The organism is Comamonas faecalis, from assembly GCF_039538025.1.
Classification (GTDB): Bacteria; Pseudomonadota; Gammaproteobacteria; order Burkholderiales; family Burkholderiaceae_C; genus Comamonas_C; species Comamonas_C faecalis.
Window position 1 is genome coordinate 47,955 of the sequence record NZ_BAABBP010000010.1, and the last position, 17,930, is coordinate 65,884.

Below are 17,930 nucleotides of genomic sequence, written 5' to 3' on the forward strand. Positions count from 1 at the left end.
GTAGTCGGCTGATATAGAAATGGAATAAATCATCATCGCTTCATGAAGTCGATCAGGATGGCCGCGTTCATGGCCCCCTCGAAGACCTTGAAGCGAACCTTGCCCCGGCGGGTCACGCTGGAGATGATGGACAAGCCCTCACGGCGCTGGTTGACACGAATTTCCGGCGTCTGGCCCATCGGGGCATAGGAGCGGCCCCGCACGTCATCGGAGCGCAGTCCGGTTTCGTCGGCCCAGTGAATCTCGGCGCCTTCGGCCTTGGCTCTTTGCTCGATGGCGGGGTACTGTTCATCGAGCCAGCGGCGCACAGCGACGGGTTGCTGCTCGTAGGCGCGCTGGATGGGCTTTTGCGGGGTGAAGCCCCAGCGGCGCAGGTACAGGCCCACGCCCTGCAGCGTCAGACGCACACCGCAGCTGATCGGCCGCGATGGCCTCGTAGGTCCAGCCCGCGCGGCGCAGCTTGATGACCTGGCGGCGTCGCTCTTGCCGCGCCTCAGGCGTGAGTTCTCATGTCGATTATTTCCATCAGGTTGATCTGAGGGCATGATGGACGATTTCAAGATATTTGATTTTCAATCAATAATGCCAAACGCTTGACTGTGGGCTGCGGGCGCGCGCGCCTTCAAGTCAGGGGGCACTCTTCCCAGCCGTCGGGTCTCACTGTTCGTCGCAGCCGACCGCCTACGGCACCGACTGAATTCAGGGCGTTGCCCGCGCACGATCATGAAACCTTACGGGCCTCTCTGCATCCCAGCCCCGTTTGCCATCGCGCCAGCCCTTGACTACAGTTGCCTGTTATGCATAGCCTCTTCCCCGCGCTGGCGCGCGCCTGCTTGGTTTTGCTCGTCGCGAGCGACTTTGCTGCGCTGCCGGCGCGGGCGGGCAACGCCATCGTCCTGGCCGATGAGCCGCCGGTGCTTATGCGCTGGCTTGACGAGGGGTATGCGGCGGAATTTCGCAGCGACCGTGCGCTGGCCACGCAGCGTTACTGCGCCGCCGCGCGCGAGGGCAGCCTGGAGGGGCAGTACCGCCTGGGCCGTCTGCTGCTCAAGGGCGGCGTGACGGGCGAGCAGGCCCTGGCTACCGCCGTGCTGGCCTTGGCCGCCCAGCGGGGCCATGAAAAAGCGCGTGTTCTGCTGGCCGGCCAGCTGCCGGGCAACCGGTTACCCCGCTGCCTGCAGGGTGGAGCGCCGTTCTTGAACGGCCTCAACGCGGTGATCACGCCCGAAGAGGTGGAGCGCTACGTGGTGGCGCTTGCGCCGTGGCAGCAGCGCCAGGCCCGGCTGGTCCAGCGCCTGGCGCCGCACTATGCCGTCGATCCGCGGCTGGCGCTGGCCATTGTGCGGGTGGAGTCCAACTTTGACGCGCAGGCGCTGTCGCCGCGCAACGCCCAGGGACTGATGCAGCTGATCCCTGAAACAGCCGAGCGCTTCGGCGTGCGTGACGTCTGGAATGCCGAGCAGAACGCACGCGGCGGCCTGGCTTATCTGCGCTGGCTGATCAAGCGCTTCGAGGGCAATGTGGAGCTGGTTTCCGCCGCCTACAACGCCGGCGAGGGAGCGGTGGAGCGCCACGGCGGCGTGCCGCCGTACGCCGAAACACGCACCTATGTCCAGCGCGTGCTGGCCTTTTACAGAACCTCACGCCACGTCGCCCCTAGCGCGCCGGAAACTCCCAAAGTCACCGTCCAGGCCCGCGCGCGTCCATGACGCCACGGCTTGTTCCGCCAACCCGGTACATCCATATCGGCACAGGATTTACCATCGGTCACCCGGCCCGCACCCCATTGCCACCTCGCTCCTGCGCCCTTTTTGGTCTCTGCGTGTGGCGACGCGCCGGCCCTGCAGTCCGGTGACCCGCCGCACATACTTCTTTCCGCAGCCGCCCCGATGACCCACCCCGACCTGTCTTTCTTGCTGCGCAACCAGGAGGCTGCGCAAGCGCCCGCGCCGGCTACGCCGCCGCAGGAGCGGCGCGCGCCCGACCGGGTCAAGGGGCCGGTAGCCGACTTGATTGCCCAGCTGCGCACCGCGCAGCGTGAGCTGCAGGCACACAACGAGGTGCTGCGCTACAGCCAGCAGGCGGCCGAGAGCGCCTCCGAGCGCTTCGAGGCGCTGTTTGCCGGCGTGCCGCTGGCGCTCATGGTGCTGGACGAGCACGACATGGTGGTGCAGGCCAATGCGGTGGCGCACCGGGCGTTTCAACCCGGCGAGGGCGATCGGCCGCTGGCCGCGCTGATGCCCTTCGTCAGCGCGGGCGACGCCGAGCGGGTGCGCCAGGCCTTTGCCGCCGCACGGCGCGACGGGCGCAGCGACAGCGCCGAGGTGGTGTTCGAGATCGGCAGCGGCCAGCACATCACCGGCGACCTGCACATCGCCTATCTGGAAACGCCCCAGGCCCAGGGGCCGCTGCTGCAGCAGTTTTTGTGCGCCGTGGTCGACCAGGGCCCGCTGATTGCCGAGCGCCGCGCGCTGCAGCAGCGCAACGACCAGTTGCACTCCAGTGAGCAGCGGCTCGAAGCCATCATCAACTCGGCGCTGGACGCCATCATCAGCGTCGACGCACAGCGGCGCATCACCGTCTTCAACCCGGCCGCGGCCACGCTGTTCCAGTGCCCGGCCGGCCAGGCGCTGGGCGAGGAGCTGACACGCTTTCTGCCAGACGCCGAGCAGGCGCTGTCGTTCGCGCAGCTCACGACGCGGGCGCTGCTGGGCGAGATGCAGGCGAGCACCGCCACCGGTCAGCCGCTGGCGGTCGAGGTCAGCGTGGCGTTCGAGAGCCTGGCCGGCGACAACACGACGACCTTCTTCATCCGCGACCTGACCAGCCAGAAAAAGGCCGACCTGCGCCGCGGCGAGCTGGAGGCGCAGCTGCGCGAGTCGCACAAGATGCAGGCCGTGGGCACCATGGCCGGCGGCATTGCCCACGACTTCAACAACATCCTGCACGCCATTCTGGGCAACGTGGCGCTGGCGCATGCCGACGCCGCCGCATTGCCCGCAGGCAGCGCGCTGCTGGAGAGCCTGGCCGAGATCGAGAAAGCCGGCCGGCGCGCGCGCGACCTGGTGCACCAGATCCTCACTTTCAGCCGCAACGAGCCGCTGGCGCGCAGCGCCGTGCAAGTGGCCGCCACGGTGCACGACACCGCGCGCCTGCTGCGCGTGACGCTGCCGCCCAACATCGAGCTGCAACTGCACCTGCCGGCCACGTTGCCGCCAGTGCTGGCCGACGCCACGCAGCTGGAGCAGGCGCTGCTCAACCTGTGCACCAACGCGGTGCACGCGATTGGCCAGCAGCGCGGCCACATTGCGGTGCAGGCACGCGCGCTGCGCCCCGACGCCGCGCTGCGCGAGCGCCTGCGCCTGGCGCCGGGCAGCTACGTGGCGCTGAGCGTCAGCGACGACGGCCCGGGCATGGACGACGCGCTGCTGGCGCGCATCTACGAGCCTTTCTTCACCACCAAGCCCGTGGGCCAGGGCACGGGCCTGGGCCTGGCCGTGGTGCACGGCGTGGTGCGCAGCCACGGCGGCGCGGTCGACGTGCACAGCCAGCCGGGCGAGGGAACGCGCTTCACGCTGTACTTTCCGGTGGCCTCTGACGACGTGGACGACGACGCCGGTGCAGCGCCAGCGCCCCAGCCTGCCAGTGCAGCGCCGCCGGCCACGAGCGCCGCGCCAGCGGGCGGCCATGTGGTGTACGTCGACGACGACCAGGCGCTGGTCTTTCTGGTGCAGCGCCTGCTGCGCCGCCAGGGCCACCGCGTCAGCGGCTTTACCGACCCGCATCAGGCGCTGGCCTTCCTGCGCGAGCAGCCGCAGGCGGTCGACCTGCTGGTTACCGACTACAACATGCCGGGCTTCTCCGGCGTCGACCTGCTTCAGGCGGTGCGCGCCATACGCGCCGACCTGCCGGTGGCGCTGGCATCGGGCTATGTGACGGCCGACATCGAGCAGGCCGCGCGCGCCGCCGGGGCGCGCGCGCTGATACACAAGCCCAACGACGTGCAGGAGCTGTGCGCCACCGTCGATCGCCTGCTGCATGCCGGCTGACCGCGCCGCGCTGCCGCCCACCGCGCCAGGCGACGTGCACTGCATCTACCAGGATGCCGACCTGCTGGTGCTGGACAAGCCCGCCGGCCTGCTGTGCGTGCCCGGGCGCGGCCCGGACAAGCAGGACTGCCTGAGCGCCCGCGCGCAGGCGCTGTGGCCTGATGCACTGGTGGTGCACCGGCTCGACCAGGCGACCTCGGGCCTGGTCGTCATGGCGCGCAGCCAGGCGGTGCAGCGCGCGCTGGGCCAGGCCTTTGCCGCGCAGCAGGTCGACAAGCGCTACCACGCCTGGGTGCATGGCAGCATGCAGCCGCCGGCGGGCGAGGACGGCTGGGGCGAGATCGACGCACCGCTGGCCGCCGACTGGCCCAACCGCCCGCGCCAGCAGGTCGACTGGCAAAACGGCAAGCCCAGCCGCACGCTGTGGCGCGTGCTGGCGCACGATGCACGGCAACCAGCCACGCTGCTGGAGCTGCGTCCGCTGACCGGCCGCACCCACCAATTGCGCGTGCACCTGGCGCACGTCGGCCACCCCATACTGGGCGACGCGCTGTATGCCGGTGCCGCCGTGCAGGCGCTGGCGCCGCGCCTGTTGCTGCACGCCTGCGCGCTGGCGCTGGCCCATCCGGCGACCGACCAGCCCATGCTCTGGCTGTCACATACGCAGTTGCGCGTACACCGGGCGCCAGTACCATAGTGCGATGACTTCGCACCTGACCAACAACCTGACCATACTCACCGGCGGCTCGCGCGGCATGGGCCTGGCAATGGCGCAGCAACTGCTGCGGCCCGGCCACACCGTGATCAGCATTGCCCGCAACGCCAGCGACACGCTGCAGGCCCCCGACGGGGCAACCCTGCTGCAGTGGCCGCTGGACCTGGCCGACGGCACGGCCGCCGCGCTGCGCCTGCATGACTGGCTGGTCGCGCAGCAACCCGGCCGCTACGCCAGCGCCACGCTGATCAACAACGCCGGCGCCATCCCGCGCATCGCACCGCTGGTGGCCAGTGGCAGCACGGCCGACCTGGCAGGTCTTGCCAGCGCGCTGCGCGTGGGACTGGAGGCGCCAATGCTGCTCACCGCCACCTTCCTGGACGCCACCGAGGGCTGGGGCGTGCCGCGCAAGGTGCTAAACGTCTCGTCGGGCCTGGGCCGGCGCGCCATGGCGTCGCAGGCGGCGTATTGCGCTGCCAAGGCGGGCATGGATCACTTCACCCGCTGCCTGGCGCTGGAAGAGGCGTCTCGCCCCGGCGGCGCCAAGGTGTGCTCGCTGGCGCCCGGCGTGATCGACACCGACATGCAGGTGCAGCTGCGCGGCGCCACCCAGGACGACTTTGCCGACGTGGACAACTTCACCCAGCTCAAGGAGCGTGGCCTGCTCAGCTCGCCGGCCGACGCAGCCGCGCGCGTACTGGCCTGGCTGAATCGCCCGGACTTTGGCGACAACCCGGTCGCCGACGTCCGCGAGGCCTGACGCGGCGCGGACGCCGGCTTTCTTGACAATCCCTTTCCATTCCAACCCTTTGACAGGAGCCCTCCCATGACCCGTGACGTCGTCGTCGTATCTGCCGTTCGCACCGGCATCGGCACTTTTGGCGGCAGCCTGAAGGACGTGCCGCCCACGCAGCTGGGCGCCACCGTGGTGCGCGAGTCGCTCGCGCGCGCGCAGGTCGAGGGCAAGGACGTAGGCCATGTGGCGTTCGGCCACGTGGTCAACACCGAGCCCAAGGACATGTATCTCTCGCGCGTGGCCGCGATCGACGGCGGCTGCACCCAGGAGACGCCGGCGTTCAACGTCAACCGCCTGTGCGGTTCGGGCCTGCAGGCCATCGTGTCGGCCAGCCAGGCCATCCTGCTGGGCGACTGCGACATTGCGATCGGCGCCGGCGCCGAGAACATGAGCCGCGCGCCGTTTGCCAGCCTGACCAGCCGCTGGGGCGCGCGCATGGGCGACTTCAAGATGATCGACATGATGATCGGCGCGCTGCACGACCCGTTCAAGAACGTGCACATGGGCGTGACCGCCGAGAACATCGCCGCAAAGTGGGGCATTACCCGCGAGGAGCAAGACGCGCTGGCGCTGCAAAGCCACCAACGCGCGCAAAAGGCCACCGAGGCCGGCTACTTCAAGGATCAGATCGTCCCGGTGGTGCTCAAGACGCGCAAGGGCGAGATGCAGTACACGGCTGACGAGCACTTCCGCGCCAACGCCACGATCGAGGACATGGCCAAGCTCAAGCCCGTCTTCCTGAAGGAAAACGGCACGGTGACCGCCGGCAACGCCTCGGGCATCAACGACGCAGCCGCCGCCGTCGTGCTGATGGACGCCAAGGCCGCCCAGGCGCGCGGTGCCAAGCCGCTGGCGCGCCTGGTGGCCTACGCGCACGCCGGCGTCGACCCTCAATACATGGGCATCGGCCCGGTGCCTGCCACGCAGCTGGCGCTGAAAAAAGCCGGCCTGACGGTGCAAGATCTGGACGTGATCGAGGCCAACGAAGCCTTCGCCGCCCAGGCCTGCGCCGTCTCGCGCGACTTGGGGCTGGACCCCGCCAAGGTCAATCCCAACGGCTCGGGCATCTCGCTGGGCCACCCCATCGGCGCCACCGGCGCGGTCATCACGGTCAAGGCGCTGTATGAGCTGCAGCGCATCCAGGGCCGCTACGCACTGGTGACCATGTGCATCGGCGGCGGCCAGGGCATTGCCGCGATCTTCGAGCGCATGTAAGAAAAAGCGCCCGCGAGGCAAAAAGGGGAGCGCGGCGCGGGCTGCACTCCCCTTTTTCATGCATGCGTTCGTCATCCCTGCTGCGCAAGCGCTTGATTTATCAATAAAAAGGCCGCCAAGTTATTCCTTGGCGGCCTTTGTTTGGGCGGATGGTGGAGCTGGCGGGAATTGAACCCGCGTCCGCAAGCCTTTACTGGACAGATCTACATGTTTAGCGTTCTGATTTGGATCTCGCCGCTCAAGTCGCGCAGACGCACGCTACCTGAACCGCCAGTACCCTTGGATCTCGCTGCGGGCCAAGGTACCCGGCACGCAGCCAGCTGATGTGAATTCCCTTGCAGCCTGGAGGTATTGCTACCCCCTTGCCCAGCCCATCAGCGTGCTGTTGCAAGGCTCACCGGTGTTTAAGCGGCGAGTGCGAAACGTTCGTCGTTTGCAGTTACTTTGATGAATGGAGATTTACGAGCGTCACTCAAGCTCGACATGCACCGCGCCAATTCCGAACCCACGTCGAAACCAGGACAGCCCCATAGCGCCTATTTTAGTGCAGTCCCAGCAATTTCAAGAGATCGCGCGGGTTTTCTATCAGTGCGTCGGCGCCCCACTGCCGTGGCGTGGCGCCCGGGCCCAGGTAGCCGTACAGCGCGGCGATGGTTTTCATGCCGGCGGCGCGCCCGGCGATGATGTCGCGCTCGTCGTCGCCCACGTAGACGCACTGGCTGGCGTCGATACCGATGCGCGCGGCCGCCTCCAGCAGCGGAGCCGGGTGCGGCTTGGCATACGCCGTGGTGTCGCCGCAGATGATGGTGCCGGCGCTGTGGAACCACGCCATGCGCGTGACGATGGGAAAGGCAAAGCGCTGGGTCTTGTTGGTCACCACGCCCCAGCGCAGGCGCTGGCGGTTCAAGGCGTCGACGATCTGCGGTACATGGCCAAAGGGCTGGGTGCGCTCGTGGATGCAGCGCTCGTAGTTGCTGAAGAACTCTTCGCGCAGCGCATTGAAGTCGGGGTGTTCGGGCGTGATGTCGAATGCGGCGTTCAGCATGCCGCGCGCGCCCATGCCAGCCATGGGGCGGTAGACGTCTTGCGGCAGCGACGGCAGGCCGCGCGCGGTGCGCATGCTGTCAACCGCGTGGCCCAGGTCGGGGGCGCTGTCGATCAGTGTGCCGTCTAGGTCGAACAGCACCGCGCGGATGTTGGCGAAGGCAGCGGCCCTCATGCCGCGGGACGCCGGGTAGCCAGCAGGTAGTTGACGCTGGTGTCGCCGTCGAGCCAGTAGCGGCCGGTCACCGGGTTGTACTGCATGCCGCGCGTGTGCAGCACATCCAACCCGGCGTTGCGGCAGGCAAGGGCCAGCTCGCTGGGGCGGATCAGCTTGTTGTATTCGTGCGTGCCGCGCGGCAGCAGCTTGAGCAGGTATTCGGCCGCGACGATGGCCATGGCAAAAGCCTTGGCGTTGCGGTTGATGGTGGAGAAGAACACCCAGCCGCCGGGCTTGACCAGCTGCGCGCAGGCACTGACGATGGACTGCGGGTCGGGCACGTGCTCCAGCATCTCCATGCAGGTGACGGTGTCGAAGCTGGCCGGGCTTTCCTTGGCCAGCGCCTCGGCACTGATCTCGCGGTAGCTGATATTGGGCGTGCCGGTCTCCAGCGCGTGCAGCTGGGCCACGCGCAGCGACTTGGTTGCCAGGTCGATACCGGTGACCTGAGCGCCCTTGCGTGCCATGGCGTCGGCCAGAATGCCGCCGCCGCAGCCGACATCAAGCACCGTGCAGCCCTTGAGCGGCGCGAGCTGGTCGATCCAATCCAGGCGCAGCGGGTTGATCTGATGCAGCGGGCGGAATTCGCTGTCCGGATCCCACCAGTGGTGGGCCAGGTCGGAGAATTTGGCCAGTTCGGCCGGGTCGACGTTGACGGTTTCGCTCATGGGTCGATTCTCCCATGGCCACAGCGGGCCATGGGAGGTGTGCAGATCAGTCGCGCACGACCAGCACGGGCACGCGCACGACGCCCAGCACGCGCTGGGTGACACTGCCGAGCACCAGCTTTTCCAGGCCGCGGCGGCCGTGCGAGCCCATGACGATCAGGTCGGCGCCCACGCTGTCGACGGCACGCACCACGCCGTCGTGCACCGCGTGGCCCTCGCCCACCATGGTCTCCACCTGCGCGACGCCGGCCTGGGTGATCGCCTCCTTGGCAGTGTCCAGCGCCGCATTGGCCTCGGCAGTAGCGGCGCTCAGGTACTGCGCCTGGCCATAGGCAAAGTCGGCGCCGACGCCGGTGAATGGGTACGGATCAATGACGTACAGCACGGTGACGGCGCTGCCAAAGGTCTTGGCCAGCGCGGCCGCGCGGGCGACAGCCTTCATGGCGGTTTCAGAGCCGTCGACCGGAACCAGGATGTGCTTGAACATGAATACTCCTTGAAAGAGTGGTGGGTGAGGAAGAGACAGTGACAACCCTAGCACGACCACCGTAGTGGCCGCCTTGATTTTCAGCCATCGTCGCCCAAAAAAGTGCCGCGCCGGCAGGTCAGCACCAGGGTGTCGCGCCAACCGCCCTCGTGCAGCGGCTGGATGGGCGTGGTCTCGTGCACCATGCGCGCGTCGTCCAGCAGCAGCAGCGACCAGGGGTCGGTCAGCGTGAAGCGCTGGCCGGCGGGGCGGGCGGCCTCGAAGATGCGTGTCTCGCCGCCTTTGATGCCGTGGCGCCCGACCATGAAGACGGCCACAAGGTCGACTCCATCGCGATGCGCGCCTTCGGGCGTGGGTCGGCCGATGCCGCCGGCGGTGTCGATGCGGAACTGGTGCGCTTCGATGAACCAGCGCTCGGGCTGGGTGGCCAGCGCCTGCTGCGCCACGCCAGCCACGGCCTGCACCAGCCGCTGCCAGGCCGGCTGCGCCAGCGTGGCTGCCTGCATGGGCGCAAACCAGCGCTGCATGCCGCCGTGCAGCGCGTTGTATTCCAGCGGCTGCCAGTGCGCGCGCGCCGGCGCCTGGGTGATCTGAGTGCCGTCGGCGATGAAGCAGGCATGGCGCCGGCGCCGGTAGCGCCCGCCGTCCTTGAGATGCTCGTCAGGTGGCAGGTCGTCCCAGTCGGGGGCGAGTTGCTGCAGTTCGGTCAGCGCGACACCGGCCCAGGCGGCCGTGTCGTGCGGCTGCAGCACGGCAAAGCCGCGCTCGCGCAATTGGGCGACAGCCTCTTCAGGCTGCACATAAGGAGGGGCAAAAGTGGGATAGGCCATGGGTGCCGAGCTTAGCGCCGCTGCGCGCCGCCGGCGCCCTACCCTGCGCCTGCACCCTACAGTTGGCCCTGGTTCTGCGCCTCCTGCAGCGTGCGCCACATCACCTTGCCGCTGCCGCTCTTGGGCAGCGCGTCGGCAAAGTGGATCTGGCGCGGCACCTTGTAGACGGCCATGTGCTCGCGGCACCAGGCGACGAGGTCTTCCTCGCTGACCTTGCCCTTGTGATCCGCTCGCAGCACGACGACGGCCTTGACGGTCTCGCCGCGGTAGTCGTCACTGGCCGAGATGACGCAGGCCTCCTGCACCGCCGGGTGTTTGAACATCAGTGCCTCGACCTCGGCCGGCCAGACCTTGAAGCCGCTGGCGTTGATCATGCGTTTCAGGCGGTCGGTGATGAAGAAATAGCCCTCCTCGTCCACGCGGCCCAGGTCGCCGGTACGGAAGAACCGCTTGCCGTCCATTTCGAAGAACGCGGCGGCCGTGGCCTCGGGGTGCTTCCAGTAGCCGTCGAACACCTCGGGGCCGCAGACGACGATCTCGCCCTGCTCGCCCTGGGCCACCTCCTTGAGCGTCTCGGGATCGACGACGCGCGCGTCGGTGCTCATGAACGGAATGCCCAGGCACTGCTGCTTGGGACGGTCGGGCGGGTTGCTGTGCGATGGCGCGGCGGTCTCGGTCAGGCCGTAGCCCTCGGCGTAGCGCAGGCCGTACTGATCCTGCAGGCGCTGGGCAACGGCCTGGGGCATGGCCGCGCCGCCGCCGCCGATGCTCCTCAGGCTGGACAGGTCGAACTGGGAGAAATTCGGGCTGGCCATCAGGTCGATGATCATCGTCGGGATGTTGGTCCAGGCGGTCACCTTGTGGCGCGAGATCAGGCGCCCGGCCAGTTCGCGATCCCAGCGCGGCATCAGCACCAGCGTGGAGCCGCTGTACAGCGTGGCGTGCATCACGCTGACCATGCCGGTGATGTGGAACATCGGCACTACGCATAGCGCCACGCCGTCGGACGAGCCCGTGCCCCACAGGCTGCTGGCCACCGCGTTGTGCATCAGGCTGCGGTGCGGGTGCATGCAGCCCTTGGGCAGGCCGGTGGTGCCGCTGGTGTAGGGCAGTACGGCCAGGTCGTCGGGGCCTGCATCGTGTGCCGGCGCGGCGCCACTGAATGCCAGCGCGTCGGCCCAGGCATGGGCCTGGCCACCCTGTAATGCCGGCAGCGGGTGCTGGGTGCACAGCCAGTCCTGCCAGGCGGCGGGCATGTCGCCCGCCTCGAGCGCCTGCGGGTCGAAGGCGTCTGTGTACTGGCTGGCCAGCAGGTGGGTGAGCCGCTGGTCGGCCGGCAGTGCATCGCTGGCCTTGGCCATCTCGCCGGCCAGGTCGGCGGTGGTGATGGCCACGCGCGCCTCGCTGTCCTCAATGTAGTGCCGCAGCTCCTGCGCCCGGTTCATTGGGTTGACCGGCACGACCACCGCGTTGGTGCGCAGGATGGCGAAGTGCGCCACCACCCATTGCGGGCAGTTCTGCATGTACAGCAGCACCCGGTCACCCTTGCCCACGCCCCAGGCGGCCAGCTGCGCGGCCAGGCGCTCGGCCTCGTCGTGCAGCTGGCGGTAGCTGGTCTCGCGCCCCATGAACACCAGCGCTGCCTTGTCCGGGTAGCGCCAGGCGTTGACGGCGACGTTGAACCACAGCGAGGTGGCGGGGGTAGTGATGGCGTGGGGCAGGCGCGCGGGCCAGAAGGCGTAATGGGGGCGGGTCAAGACAGACTCCAGGACAGGGAACAAAAACCGGCACCCAGCGTAGGAGCAGGTTCGCCGACGGGCATCGGGAACAGTCCCAGTGCGCAGTCCCGCATGTGACGGGCCGACGGGCGCCGCGGGGCGGCATGCGGACTGCATTTTTTGTAAGCGAGTGTCCGCGCAACGGCGCGAAGCCGGCTGCTTGCGCACGATGGACGACAATGCGCGTTTTTGATTCACGTTGCCGCCCGGCCCCCAGGCGCTGCAACGGCGGCGCCCACGGGCGCCCGGCACGTAGGGCAGTGGCATGAACATCATCATCCTCGACGATTACCAGGACAGCGTGCGCAAGCTGCAGTGCGCCGAGCGCCTGCAGAACTACCCGGCCAAGGTGTATACCAACACCGTCAAGGGTCTGGGGCAGCTGGCGGTGCGCTTGCGCGACGCGGACATCATCGTGCTGATCCGCGAGCGGACCCACCTGCCCCGCCAACTGCTGGAAAAGCTGCCGCGCCTCAAGCTCATCGCCCAGACCGGCCGCGTGGGCGGCCACATCGACCTGGCGACGTGCACCGAGCGCGGCATTGCGGTGGCCGAGGGTGTGGGCTCTCCGGTGGCGCCCGCCGAGCTGACCTGGGCGCTGATCATGGCGGCGATGCGCCGCCTGCCGCAGTACATCACCAACCTCAAGCACGGCGCGTGGCAGCAGTCGGGGCTGCGCGCCGCGTCAATGCCGCCCAACTTCGGCCTGGGCATGGTGCTGCGCGGCAAGACGCTGGGCATCTGGGGCTATGGCCGCATTGGCCAGATCGTGGCCGGCTACGGCCGGGCGTTCGGCATGAACGTGTGCGTGTGGGGCAGCGAGGCCTCGCGCGCCCGGGCGCTGGCCGACGGGCTGCAGGCGGCGAGCAACCGCGGCGATTTTTTTTCCAACTGCGACGTGATCTCGCTGCACCTGCGCCTGACCGACACGACGCGCGGCATGGTCACACTGGAAGACCTGTCGTGCATGAAGCCGACCGCGCTGCTGGTCAACACCTCGCGCGCCGAGCTGCTGGAGAACGATGCCCTGATCACCGCGCTCAACCGAGGGCGCCCGGGCATGGCGGCAATCGACGTGTTCGAGAGCGAGCCCATCCTGCAGGGCCACGCGCTGCTGCGGCTGGAAAACTGCATCTGCACGCCGCACATCGGCTATGTGGAGCGCGACAACTACGAGCTGTACTTTGGCGCTGCCTTCGACAACGTGGTCAATTTCATCAAGGGGCGGCCGACCAACATCGTCAATCCGGGGGCGCTGCAGGTGCGCCGCTGAGCGCGGCGTCCAGCTCCTGGGCAACGGCCTGCGAGACGCATTCGCGCACCAGCGCCTCCACCTCCTGGTGCAGCAGGCCCAGCAGCGGGCGCATCTGCTCGGCCACCACCCGGTTCAGCGAGGCCTGCATGCGCTCTTGCAGCTGTACGTCCACGCGCTGCATCACGCGGTGGATCAGCGCCTCTTCGTTCAGCGCCGGCAGCGCGGGTGGCTCGCCGGTCTGCTGCGCGGGTGCGGCGAATGGCGGCTCCTCGGTGGCCGGCGCCTCGTACTCCAACTCCCAGGCAGGTTCCGGCGCACGGCCGGGTATATCGGTCTCGTCCAGCAGCGCTTCGTGCGGCGGGTCGCCGTGCTCGTCGCCAACCGCATCCGGCACCACGGGCACAGCCAGCACGGCGTCGTCCGGCAGCTGTACGACCTCGGTCAGCGTCGGGATGAAGCGCGGCGGCGGAGGGTTGCTGCCGACCATGGTCATGCCGGATCGCGCCGCGGCGCCACGTCGTAGGTGGTGATGGTGTGGCCCTGCTCCTGGTACTGGCGCCAGCGCTGGCGCGCGCCGGTGCGGTCTTCGGCGTCACCCTGGCTCACGACCTCGACCAGCCGCTCGTACTGCGTAAAACCGTCCGGGATCTGCTGGCCCAGGTTGAGCAGCTGGCCACGCTCACCCCAGGCGCTCGGGTCGCGCACCAGCACGATGGGCGAGGCGCGCACCACGTCGGGCGGCGCGTCGTCCAGGCAGTGGGCGACGAAGTCGGTGGGCGCCATCTCCCACAGCGTGCGCTCCAGCCACTGCAGGTCGGCCTCGCTGCCAGTGATGGCCAGGCCCGCGCCGTTGCGCAGCGACTTGCGCGCGTAACGGCAGGCGTAGATGCGCCGGTCAGGCACGTTGAAATGGAACACCACCTCGGTCATGGCTTGCGCGCGCTTCAGACGGTCTTGCGCGGGCGGCGCGTGGCCTTGGCCGGCGCGGCCTTGGCCTTGTCGGCGGCGGTCTTTTTGGCGGCGGCTTTGGCCGTGGGCTTGGCGGGCGCCTTCTTGGCCCGAGTGCCCTCCTGTCCCGCCAGACCCAGCAGGTAGTGCACCAGCAGGCCGACCGGGCGGCCCGTCGCGCCCTTGGCGGCGCCGCTCTTCCAGGCCGAGCCGGCAATGTCCAGGTGCGCCCACGGCGCGTCGCCGACGAAGCGCTGCAAAAACTTGGCCGCGGTGATCGAGCCCGCCGGACGGCCCGCGACGTTGGCCACGTCGGCAAACCGGCTCTTCAAGCCCTGGGCGTAGTCCTCGTCCAGCGGCATGCGCCAGCACAGATCCAGCGCCTCGTCGCCGGCGTCGGCCAGCTGCCGCGCCAGCGCGTCGTCGCTGGCGTACATGCCGCTGCGCAGAGCGCCCAGCGCGATCACGCAGGCGCCGGTGAGCGTGGCGATGTCGACCACCGCTGCTGGCTTGAAGCGCTTGGCATAGGCCAGCGCGTCACACAGCACCAGGCGGCCTTCGGCGTCGGTGTTGAGAATTTCGATGGTCTGGCCGTCCATGCTGGTGACCACGTCGCCGGGCTTGACCGCGCGGCCGTCGGGCATGTTCTCGCAGGCGGCAATCAGGCCGACGACGTTGATGCGCGGGCGCAGCAGCGCCAGCGCCTGGAAGGTGCCCAGCACGCTGGCGGCGCCGCCCATGTCGTATTTCATCTCGTCCATCTCGGCGGCGGGCTTGAGCGAGATGCCGCCGGTGTCGAACGTGATGCCCTTGCCCACCAACACGACGGGCGCGTCCTTGGCATCGGCGCCGCTGTAGTGCAGCTCGATGAACTGCAGCGGCTCGGCCGAGCCTTGCGCCACCGCCTGGAACGCGCCCATGCCCAGCTTGGCCACCTCGGCTGGCCCGTGCACGCGGCAGCGCAGGCCCGGCGCCTTGGCCAGCGCCCTGGCGGCCTTGCCCAGTGCGGTGGGCGTGGCGTGGTTGGCCGGGCGGTTGGCCCATTCGCGAGCGAACTCCACGCCTTGGGCGACTGCGACCGCCGCGTCGAACGCGGTGCGCACCGCGGCAGTCCTGGCGTTGGAAGCGCCCACGCTCACGCGCGAGAGCGCCCGCGGCTCGGTCTTGGTGGTCGTGGCGGTGTAGATGTAGCTGGCAGCTGCCGCCTCGCGCACCGCGGCGGCCACGGCCTGCGGCGCGGGCTCCCAGGCAAAGACGACGGCTGCGCGCGCGACGGCGCCGTCCTGCAACACGCCGGCGCAGCCCTGCAGCGCCTGCTGCACGCCGCGCGCGTCGCCGCTGCCGCAGCCCAGCAGCAGCACGCGGCGCGCCGCGATGCCCGGCGGCGCGTACAGCGCCAGCTGCTTGCCGGCCTGGGTTTTCCAGTCCTTGTGCTTGAGCGCCAGCGCCGCCAGCGACGACAGAGGATCCATCTGCGCGGCGAAGTCATCGCTGACCAGCACCAGCAGCGCGTCGCATGGGTGGGCCGCGGCATCGGCAAGCGCCATGGGCTTGAGTTCAAAGTTCATAATCGGCGCTTTCCTTTTGAATTCCGTACAAAAAACGCTGCCGCAAGGCGTGCGGCAGTGCCCCGGCGGTTGCGGGCGCTGCCCTGACGCAGGACGCGCGCAGCCGTGTCGAGCCAGTCAATGTTATTCGATTCATCCTTGCGCAAGGAGCTCTCGCGCGGCTTTGGCGCCACCCTGGTCGTGCTCGTCACCGTGGTGATGACCATGATGCTGATCCGCACGCTGGGCCAGGCCGCGCGCGGCAACGTCGGCCCCTCGGATGTGATCCTGATCATGGGTTACACCGTGCTCGGGCAGTTGCCGACCATCTTGAGCCTGAGCCTTTTCATCGCCGTCGTCGGCACGCTGTCGCGCATGTACCGCGACAGCGAGATGGCGATCTGGTTTGCCGCCGGCCAGGGCCTGGCGCGGCTGCTCGCGCCCATGCTGCGCTTTGCCGCGCCCATCATGCTGGCCGTGGGCGTGCTGGCGCTGGGCGTGTGGCCCTGGTCCAACCGTCAGATCGACGAGCTGCGCCAGCAGTACGAGCAGCGCGGCGACATCGACCGCATTGCGCCGGGCGAGTTCCAGGAGTCGTCGGACGGCTCGCGCGTGTTCTTCATCGACCGCGAGACGCCCGGCGCCGACGCGGCCAACAACGTCTTCATCGCCACGCGCGACGCCGGCAGCGAGACCGTGACCTCGGCGCAGAGCGCGCGCCTGCGCATGATCGACGGCGAGCGCACGGTCGTGCTCTACAACGGCGAACGCATGCAGGCCGCCAACGACGGCTCCCAGCTGCGCGTGAGCACGTTTGACGAATACCGCACACGCATCGACCCGGGCGGCAGCGCCAGCCGCAGCGACGGCGGCGTGCGCACCATCGACTCGCTGCAACTGCTGCACGCCGACCAGCCAGTGCTGCGCGCCGAGCTGGGCTGGCGCCTGGGGCTGATGGCCGCGGTGCTCAACTTCGTCGTGCTGGGCCTGGCCGTGGCCAGCGCCAACCCGCGCGCCGGGCGCAGCACCGGCCTGATGTTTGCACTGCTGACCTTCGTCGTCTACTACAACCTGATGACCGTGGGCCAGAGCTGGGTGGGCGCGGGGCGCCTGAGCCTTGCGTCGTTCATGGCGCTGCTGCACGGTGGCGTGCTGGCGCTGGGCCTTCTGGTGCTGGCAGCGCGCCACAACCGCTGGTCGCCGCGCATGCCGTGGCGCCGCAGGAGCGCCGCATGAAGACGGTACGCCGCTGGATTTTTCGCGAAGTGCTCGTCGGCGTGGGTTTTGCCACGCTGGCCTTCATCGCGCTGTTCTTCTTTTTCGACATGGTCGACGAGATGCGCCGCGTGGCCCGCCTGGGCGCGCAGGTCTACCCGGTCTCGCACGCCCTGCTCTACGTGGCGATGCGCCAGGCACAGCATGTCTACGAGCTGCTGCCCATCACGGTGCTGATCGGCACCATCTTCGTGATGGCGCGGCTGGCGCAAAGCTCGGAATTCACCATCCTGCGCACCAGCGGCCTGGGCCCGGGGCGGGCGCTTGGCACGCTCTTGCTGCTGGGCCTTGGCTTCACGGTGCTGACCTTCGTCGTGGGCGACTACGTGGCGCCGGCCACCGAGCGCGCCGCGCAGCTGGTGCAGTCCAGCAGCTCGGGGCCGCTGAGCAGCGGCGCCACCGGCGCCTGGCTCAAGGAGCGCCAGGGCGAGCATTCGCTGGCCGTGAACGTACGCAGCATCACGGCCGAGGGCCACATGCGCGGCATCCAGGTGTTCGAGTTCGACGGCCAGGGCCGCCTGGCGCAGACGCTGAAGGCCGCCGAGGGCGACGTGGCCAGCGACCACTGGCAGCTCAAGCAGGTCACGCGCACCACCCTGGTACCCGCCGGCGGCGACCAGCTGCGGGTGCAGCGCAGCCAGGACGCGCAGTGGGACTGGCCCAGCCGCATCTCGGCCGGCATGGTGGCGGCCGCCGTGGTCAAGCCCGACAAGATGGCCACCATCGAGTTGTACGGCTTCATCCGCCACCTGCAGGCCAACGGCCAGGCGGCGCAGCGCTACGAGATCGAGTTCTGGCGCAAGGTGTTCTACCCCTTGAGCTGCCTGGTCATGGTGGTGCTGGCGCTGCCGTTCGCCTATCTGCACTTTCGCTCGGGCGGTATTGCCGGCTATGTGTTCGGCGGCGTGATGGCCGGCATCAGCTTCTTCTTGCTCAACAACGTCTTCGGCTTTGCCGGCAACCTGCAGAACTGGTCGCCCTGGCTGACCGCGGCCGCGCCGGGGTTGATCTACACCGCGCTGTCGCTGGCGGCCTTTGGCTGGCTGGTGCTGCGACGATAGCGGCGTATGGCTGCATGCTGCATTCGTTAGATGGATAACGCATAA

16 protein-coding genes, 1 other RNA gene and 1 pseudogene are annotated in these 17,930 nt (G+C 68.8%); 8 read left to right on the top strand and 10 right to left on the bottom strand.

Annotation, left to right across the window (positions count from 1 at the left end):
• Positions 1-35: 35 nt before the first annotated feature.
• A pseudogene (locus ABD767_RS07410) lies at positions 36-410 on the bottom strand (winged helix-turn-helix domain-containing protein); the annotation flags it as partial.
• Positions 411-797: 387 nt separating this feature from the next.
• Between ABD767_RS07410 and ABD767_RS07415 the strand changes: the two are divergent.
• The 5 genes from ABD767_RS07415 (at position 798) to bktB (ending at position 6,775) form a co-directional block, all read left to right on the top strand.
• On the top strand, positions 798-1,709 hold the full coding sequence (locus ABD767_RS07415) for a transglycosylase SLT domain-containing protein (protein ID WP_103043695.1): 912 nt from the start codon (positions 798-800) through the stop codon (positions 1,707-1,709).
• Positions 1,710-1,889: 180 nt separating this feature from the next.
• A complete protein-coding gene (locus ABD767_RS07420) occupies positions 1,890-4,049 on the top strand; it encodes an ATP-binding protein (protein WP_103043696.1) in 2,160 nt (719 codons plus the stop codon).
• The gene (locus tag ABD767_RS07425) at positions 4,039-4,746 is read left to right on the top strand and encodes a pseudouridine synthase (protein ID WP_103043697.1); all 708 of its coding nucleotides are present in this window, start codon (positions 4,039-4,041) and stop codon (positions 4,744-4,746) included. Before ABD767_RS07420 ends, ABD767_RS07425 begins: the two co-directional genes overlap by 11 nt.
• Positions 4,747-4,750: 4 nt before the next feature.
• Positions 4,751-5,524, top strand: coding sequence for an SDR family NAD(P)-dependent oxidoreductase (locus ABD767_RS07430; RefSeq protein WP_344869048.1), 774 nt, complete (start codon positions 4,751-4,753; stop codon positions 5,522-5,524).
• A 66-nt stretch (positions 5,525-5,590) separates the two neighbouring features.
• A complete protein-coding gene (gene bktB, locus ABD767_RS07435; protein WP_103043698.1) occupies positions 5,591-6,775 on the top strand; it encodes a beta-ketothiolase BktB in 1,185 nt (394 codons plus the stop codon).
• 150 nt (positions 6,776-6,925) lie between these two features.
• On the opposite strand, the gene ssrA is transcribed toward bktB, so the two are convergent.
• From ssrA to ABD767_RS07465, 6 genes are all read right to left on the bottom strand, one after another.
• Positions 6,926-7,304, bottom strand: a transfer-messenger RNA (tmRNA) gene (gene ssrA, locus ABD767_RS07440).
• A gap of 12 nt (positions 7,305-7,316) precedes the next feature.
• A complete protein-coding gene (gph, locus tag ABD767_RS07445; protein ID WP_103043699.1) occupies positions 7,317-7,994 on the bottom strand; it encodes a phosphoglycolate phosphatase in 678 nt (225 codons plus the stop codon).
• Complete coding sequence (ubiG, locus tag ABD767_RS07450) at positions 7,991-8,704, bottom strand: bifunctional 2-polyprenyl-6-hydroxyphenol methylase/3-demethylubiquinol 3-O-methyltransferase UbiG (protein ID WP_103043700.1); 714 nt, start codon at positions 8,702-8,704, stop codon at positions 7,991-7,993. Before ubiG ends, gph begins: the two co-directional genes overlap by 4 nt.
• 46 nt (positions 8,705-8,750) lie before the next feature.
• Positions 8,751-9,191, bottom strand: coding sequence for a universal stress protein (locus tag ABD767_RS07455; protein WP_103043701.1), 441 nt, complete (start codon positions 9,189-9,191; stop codon positions 8,751-8,753).
• Between the two features lie 80 nt (positions 9,192-9,271).
• Positions 9,272-10,021, bottom strand: a complete 750-nt coding sequence (locus ABD767_RS07460; RefSeq protein WP_103043702.1) for a 2OG-Fe dioxygenase family protein — start codon at positions 10,019-10,021, stop codon at positions 9,272-9,274.
• A gap of 56 nt (positions 10,022-10,077) precedes the next feature.
• A complete protein-coding gene (locus ABD767_RS07465) occupies positions 10,078-11,778 on the bottom strand; it encodes a long-chain fatty acid--CoA ligase (protein WP_344869052.1) in 1,701 nt (566 codons plus the stop codon).
• A 286-nt stretch (positions 11,779-12,064) separates the two neighbouring features.
• Here ABD767_RS07465 and ABD767_RS07470 point away from each other — a divergent pair, with 286 nt between their 5' ends.
• Complete coding sequence (locus ABD767_RS07470; protein WP_103043704.1) at positions 12,065-13,072, top strand: NAD(P)-dependent oxidoreductase; 1,008 nt, start codon at positions 12,065-12,067, stop codon at positions 13,070-13,072.
• Here ABD767_RS07470 and ABD767_RS07475 read toward each other — a convergent pair.
• From ABD767_RS07475 to ABD767_RS07485, 3 genes are read right to left on the bottom strand one after another with little or no spacing between them, the layout of a single operon-like run.
• Positions 13,041-13,547, bottom strand: a complete 507-nt coding sequence (locus ABD767_RS07475; RefSeq protein WP_344869055.1) for a hypothetical protein — start codon at positions 13,545-13,547, stop codon at positions 13,041-13,043. The two genes, ABD767_RS07470 and ABD767_RS07475, sit on opposite strands and share 32 nt — an antisense overlap.
• Entirely contained in the window at positions 13,544-13,984 is a 441-nt protein-coding gene (locus ABD767_RS07480; RefSeq protein WP_103043706.1) for a DNA polymerase III subunit chi, read from the bottom strand. Before ABD767_RS07480 ends, ABD767_RS07475 begins: the two co-directional genes overlap by 4 nt.
• Before the next feature lie 14 nt (positions 13,985-13,998).
• Positions 13,999-15,570 (bottom strand): leucyl aminopeptidase, encoded by a 1,572-nt coding sequence (locus ABD767_RS07485; RefSeq protein ID WP_103043707.1) that lies wholly within the window; start codon positions 15,568-15,570, stop codon positions 13,999-14,001.
• Positions 15,571-15,690: 120 nt separating this feature from the next.
• Between ABD767_RS07485 and lptF the strand changes: the two genes are divergently transcribed.
• Together lptF and lptG are read left to right on the top strand one after the other, a co-directional pair.
• Positions 15,691-16,785 carry an LPS export ABC transporter permease LptF gene (lptF, locus tag ABD767_RS07490; protein WP_103043708.1) on the top strand — a complete coding sequence of 365 codons (1,095 nt, stop codon included), beginning with the start codon at positions 15,691-15,693 and terminating at the stop codon, positions 16,783-16,785.
• Positions 16,782-17,885 (top strand): LPS export ABC transporter permease LptG, encoded by a 1,104-nt coding sequence (gene lptG, locus ABD767_RS07495; RefSeq protein WP_103043760.1) that lies wholly within the window; start codon positions 16,782-16,784, stop codon positions 17,883-17,885. The genes lptF and lptG overlap by 4 nt, the downstream gene beginning before the upstream one ends.
• Positions 17,886-17,930: the final 45 nt, after the last annotated feature.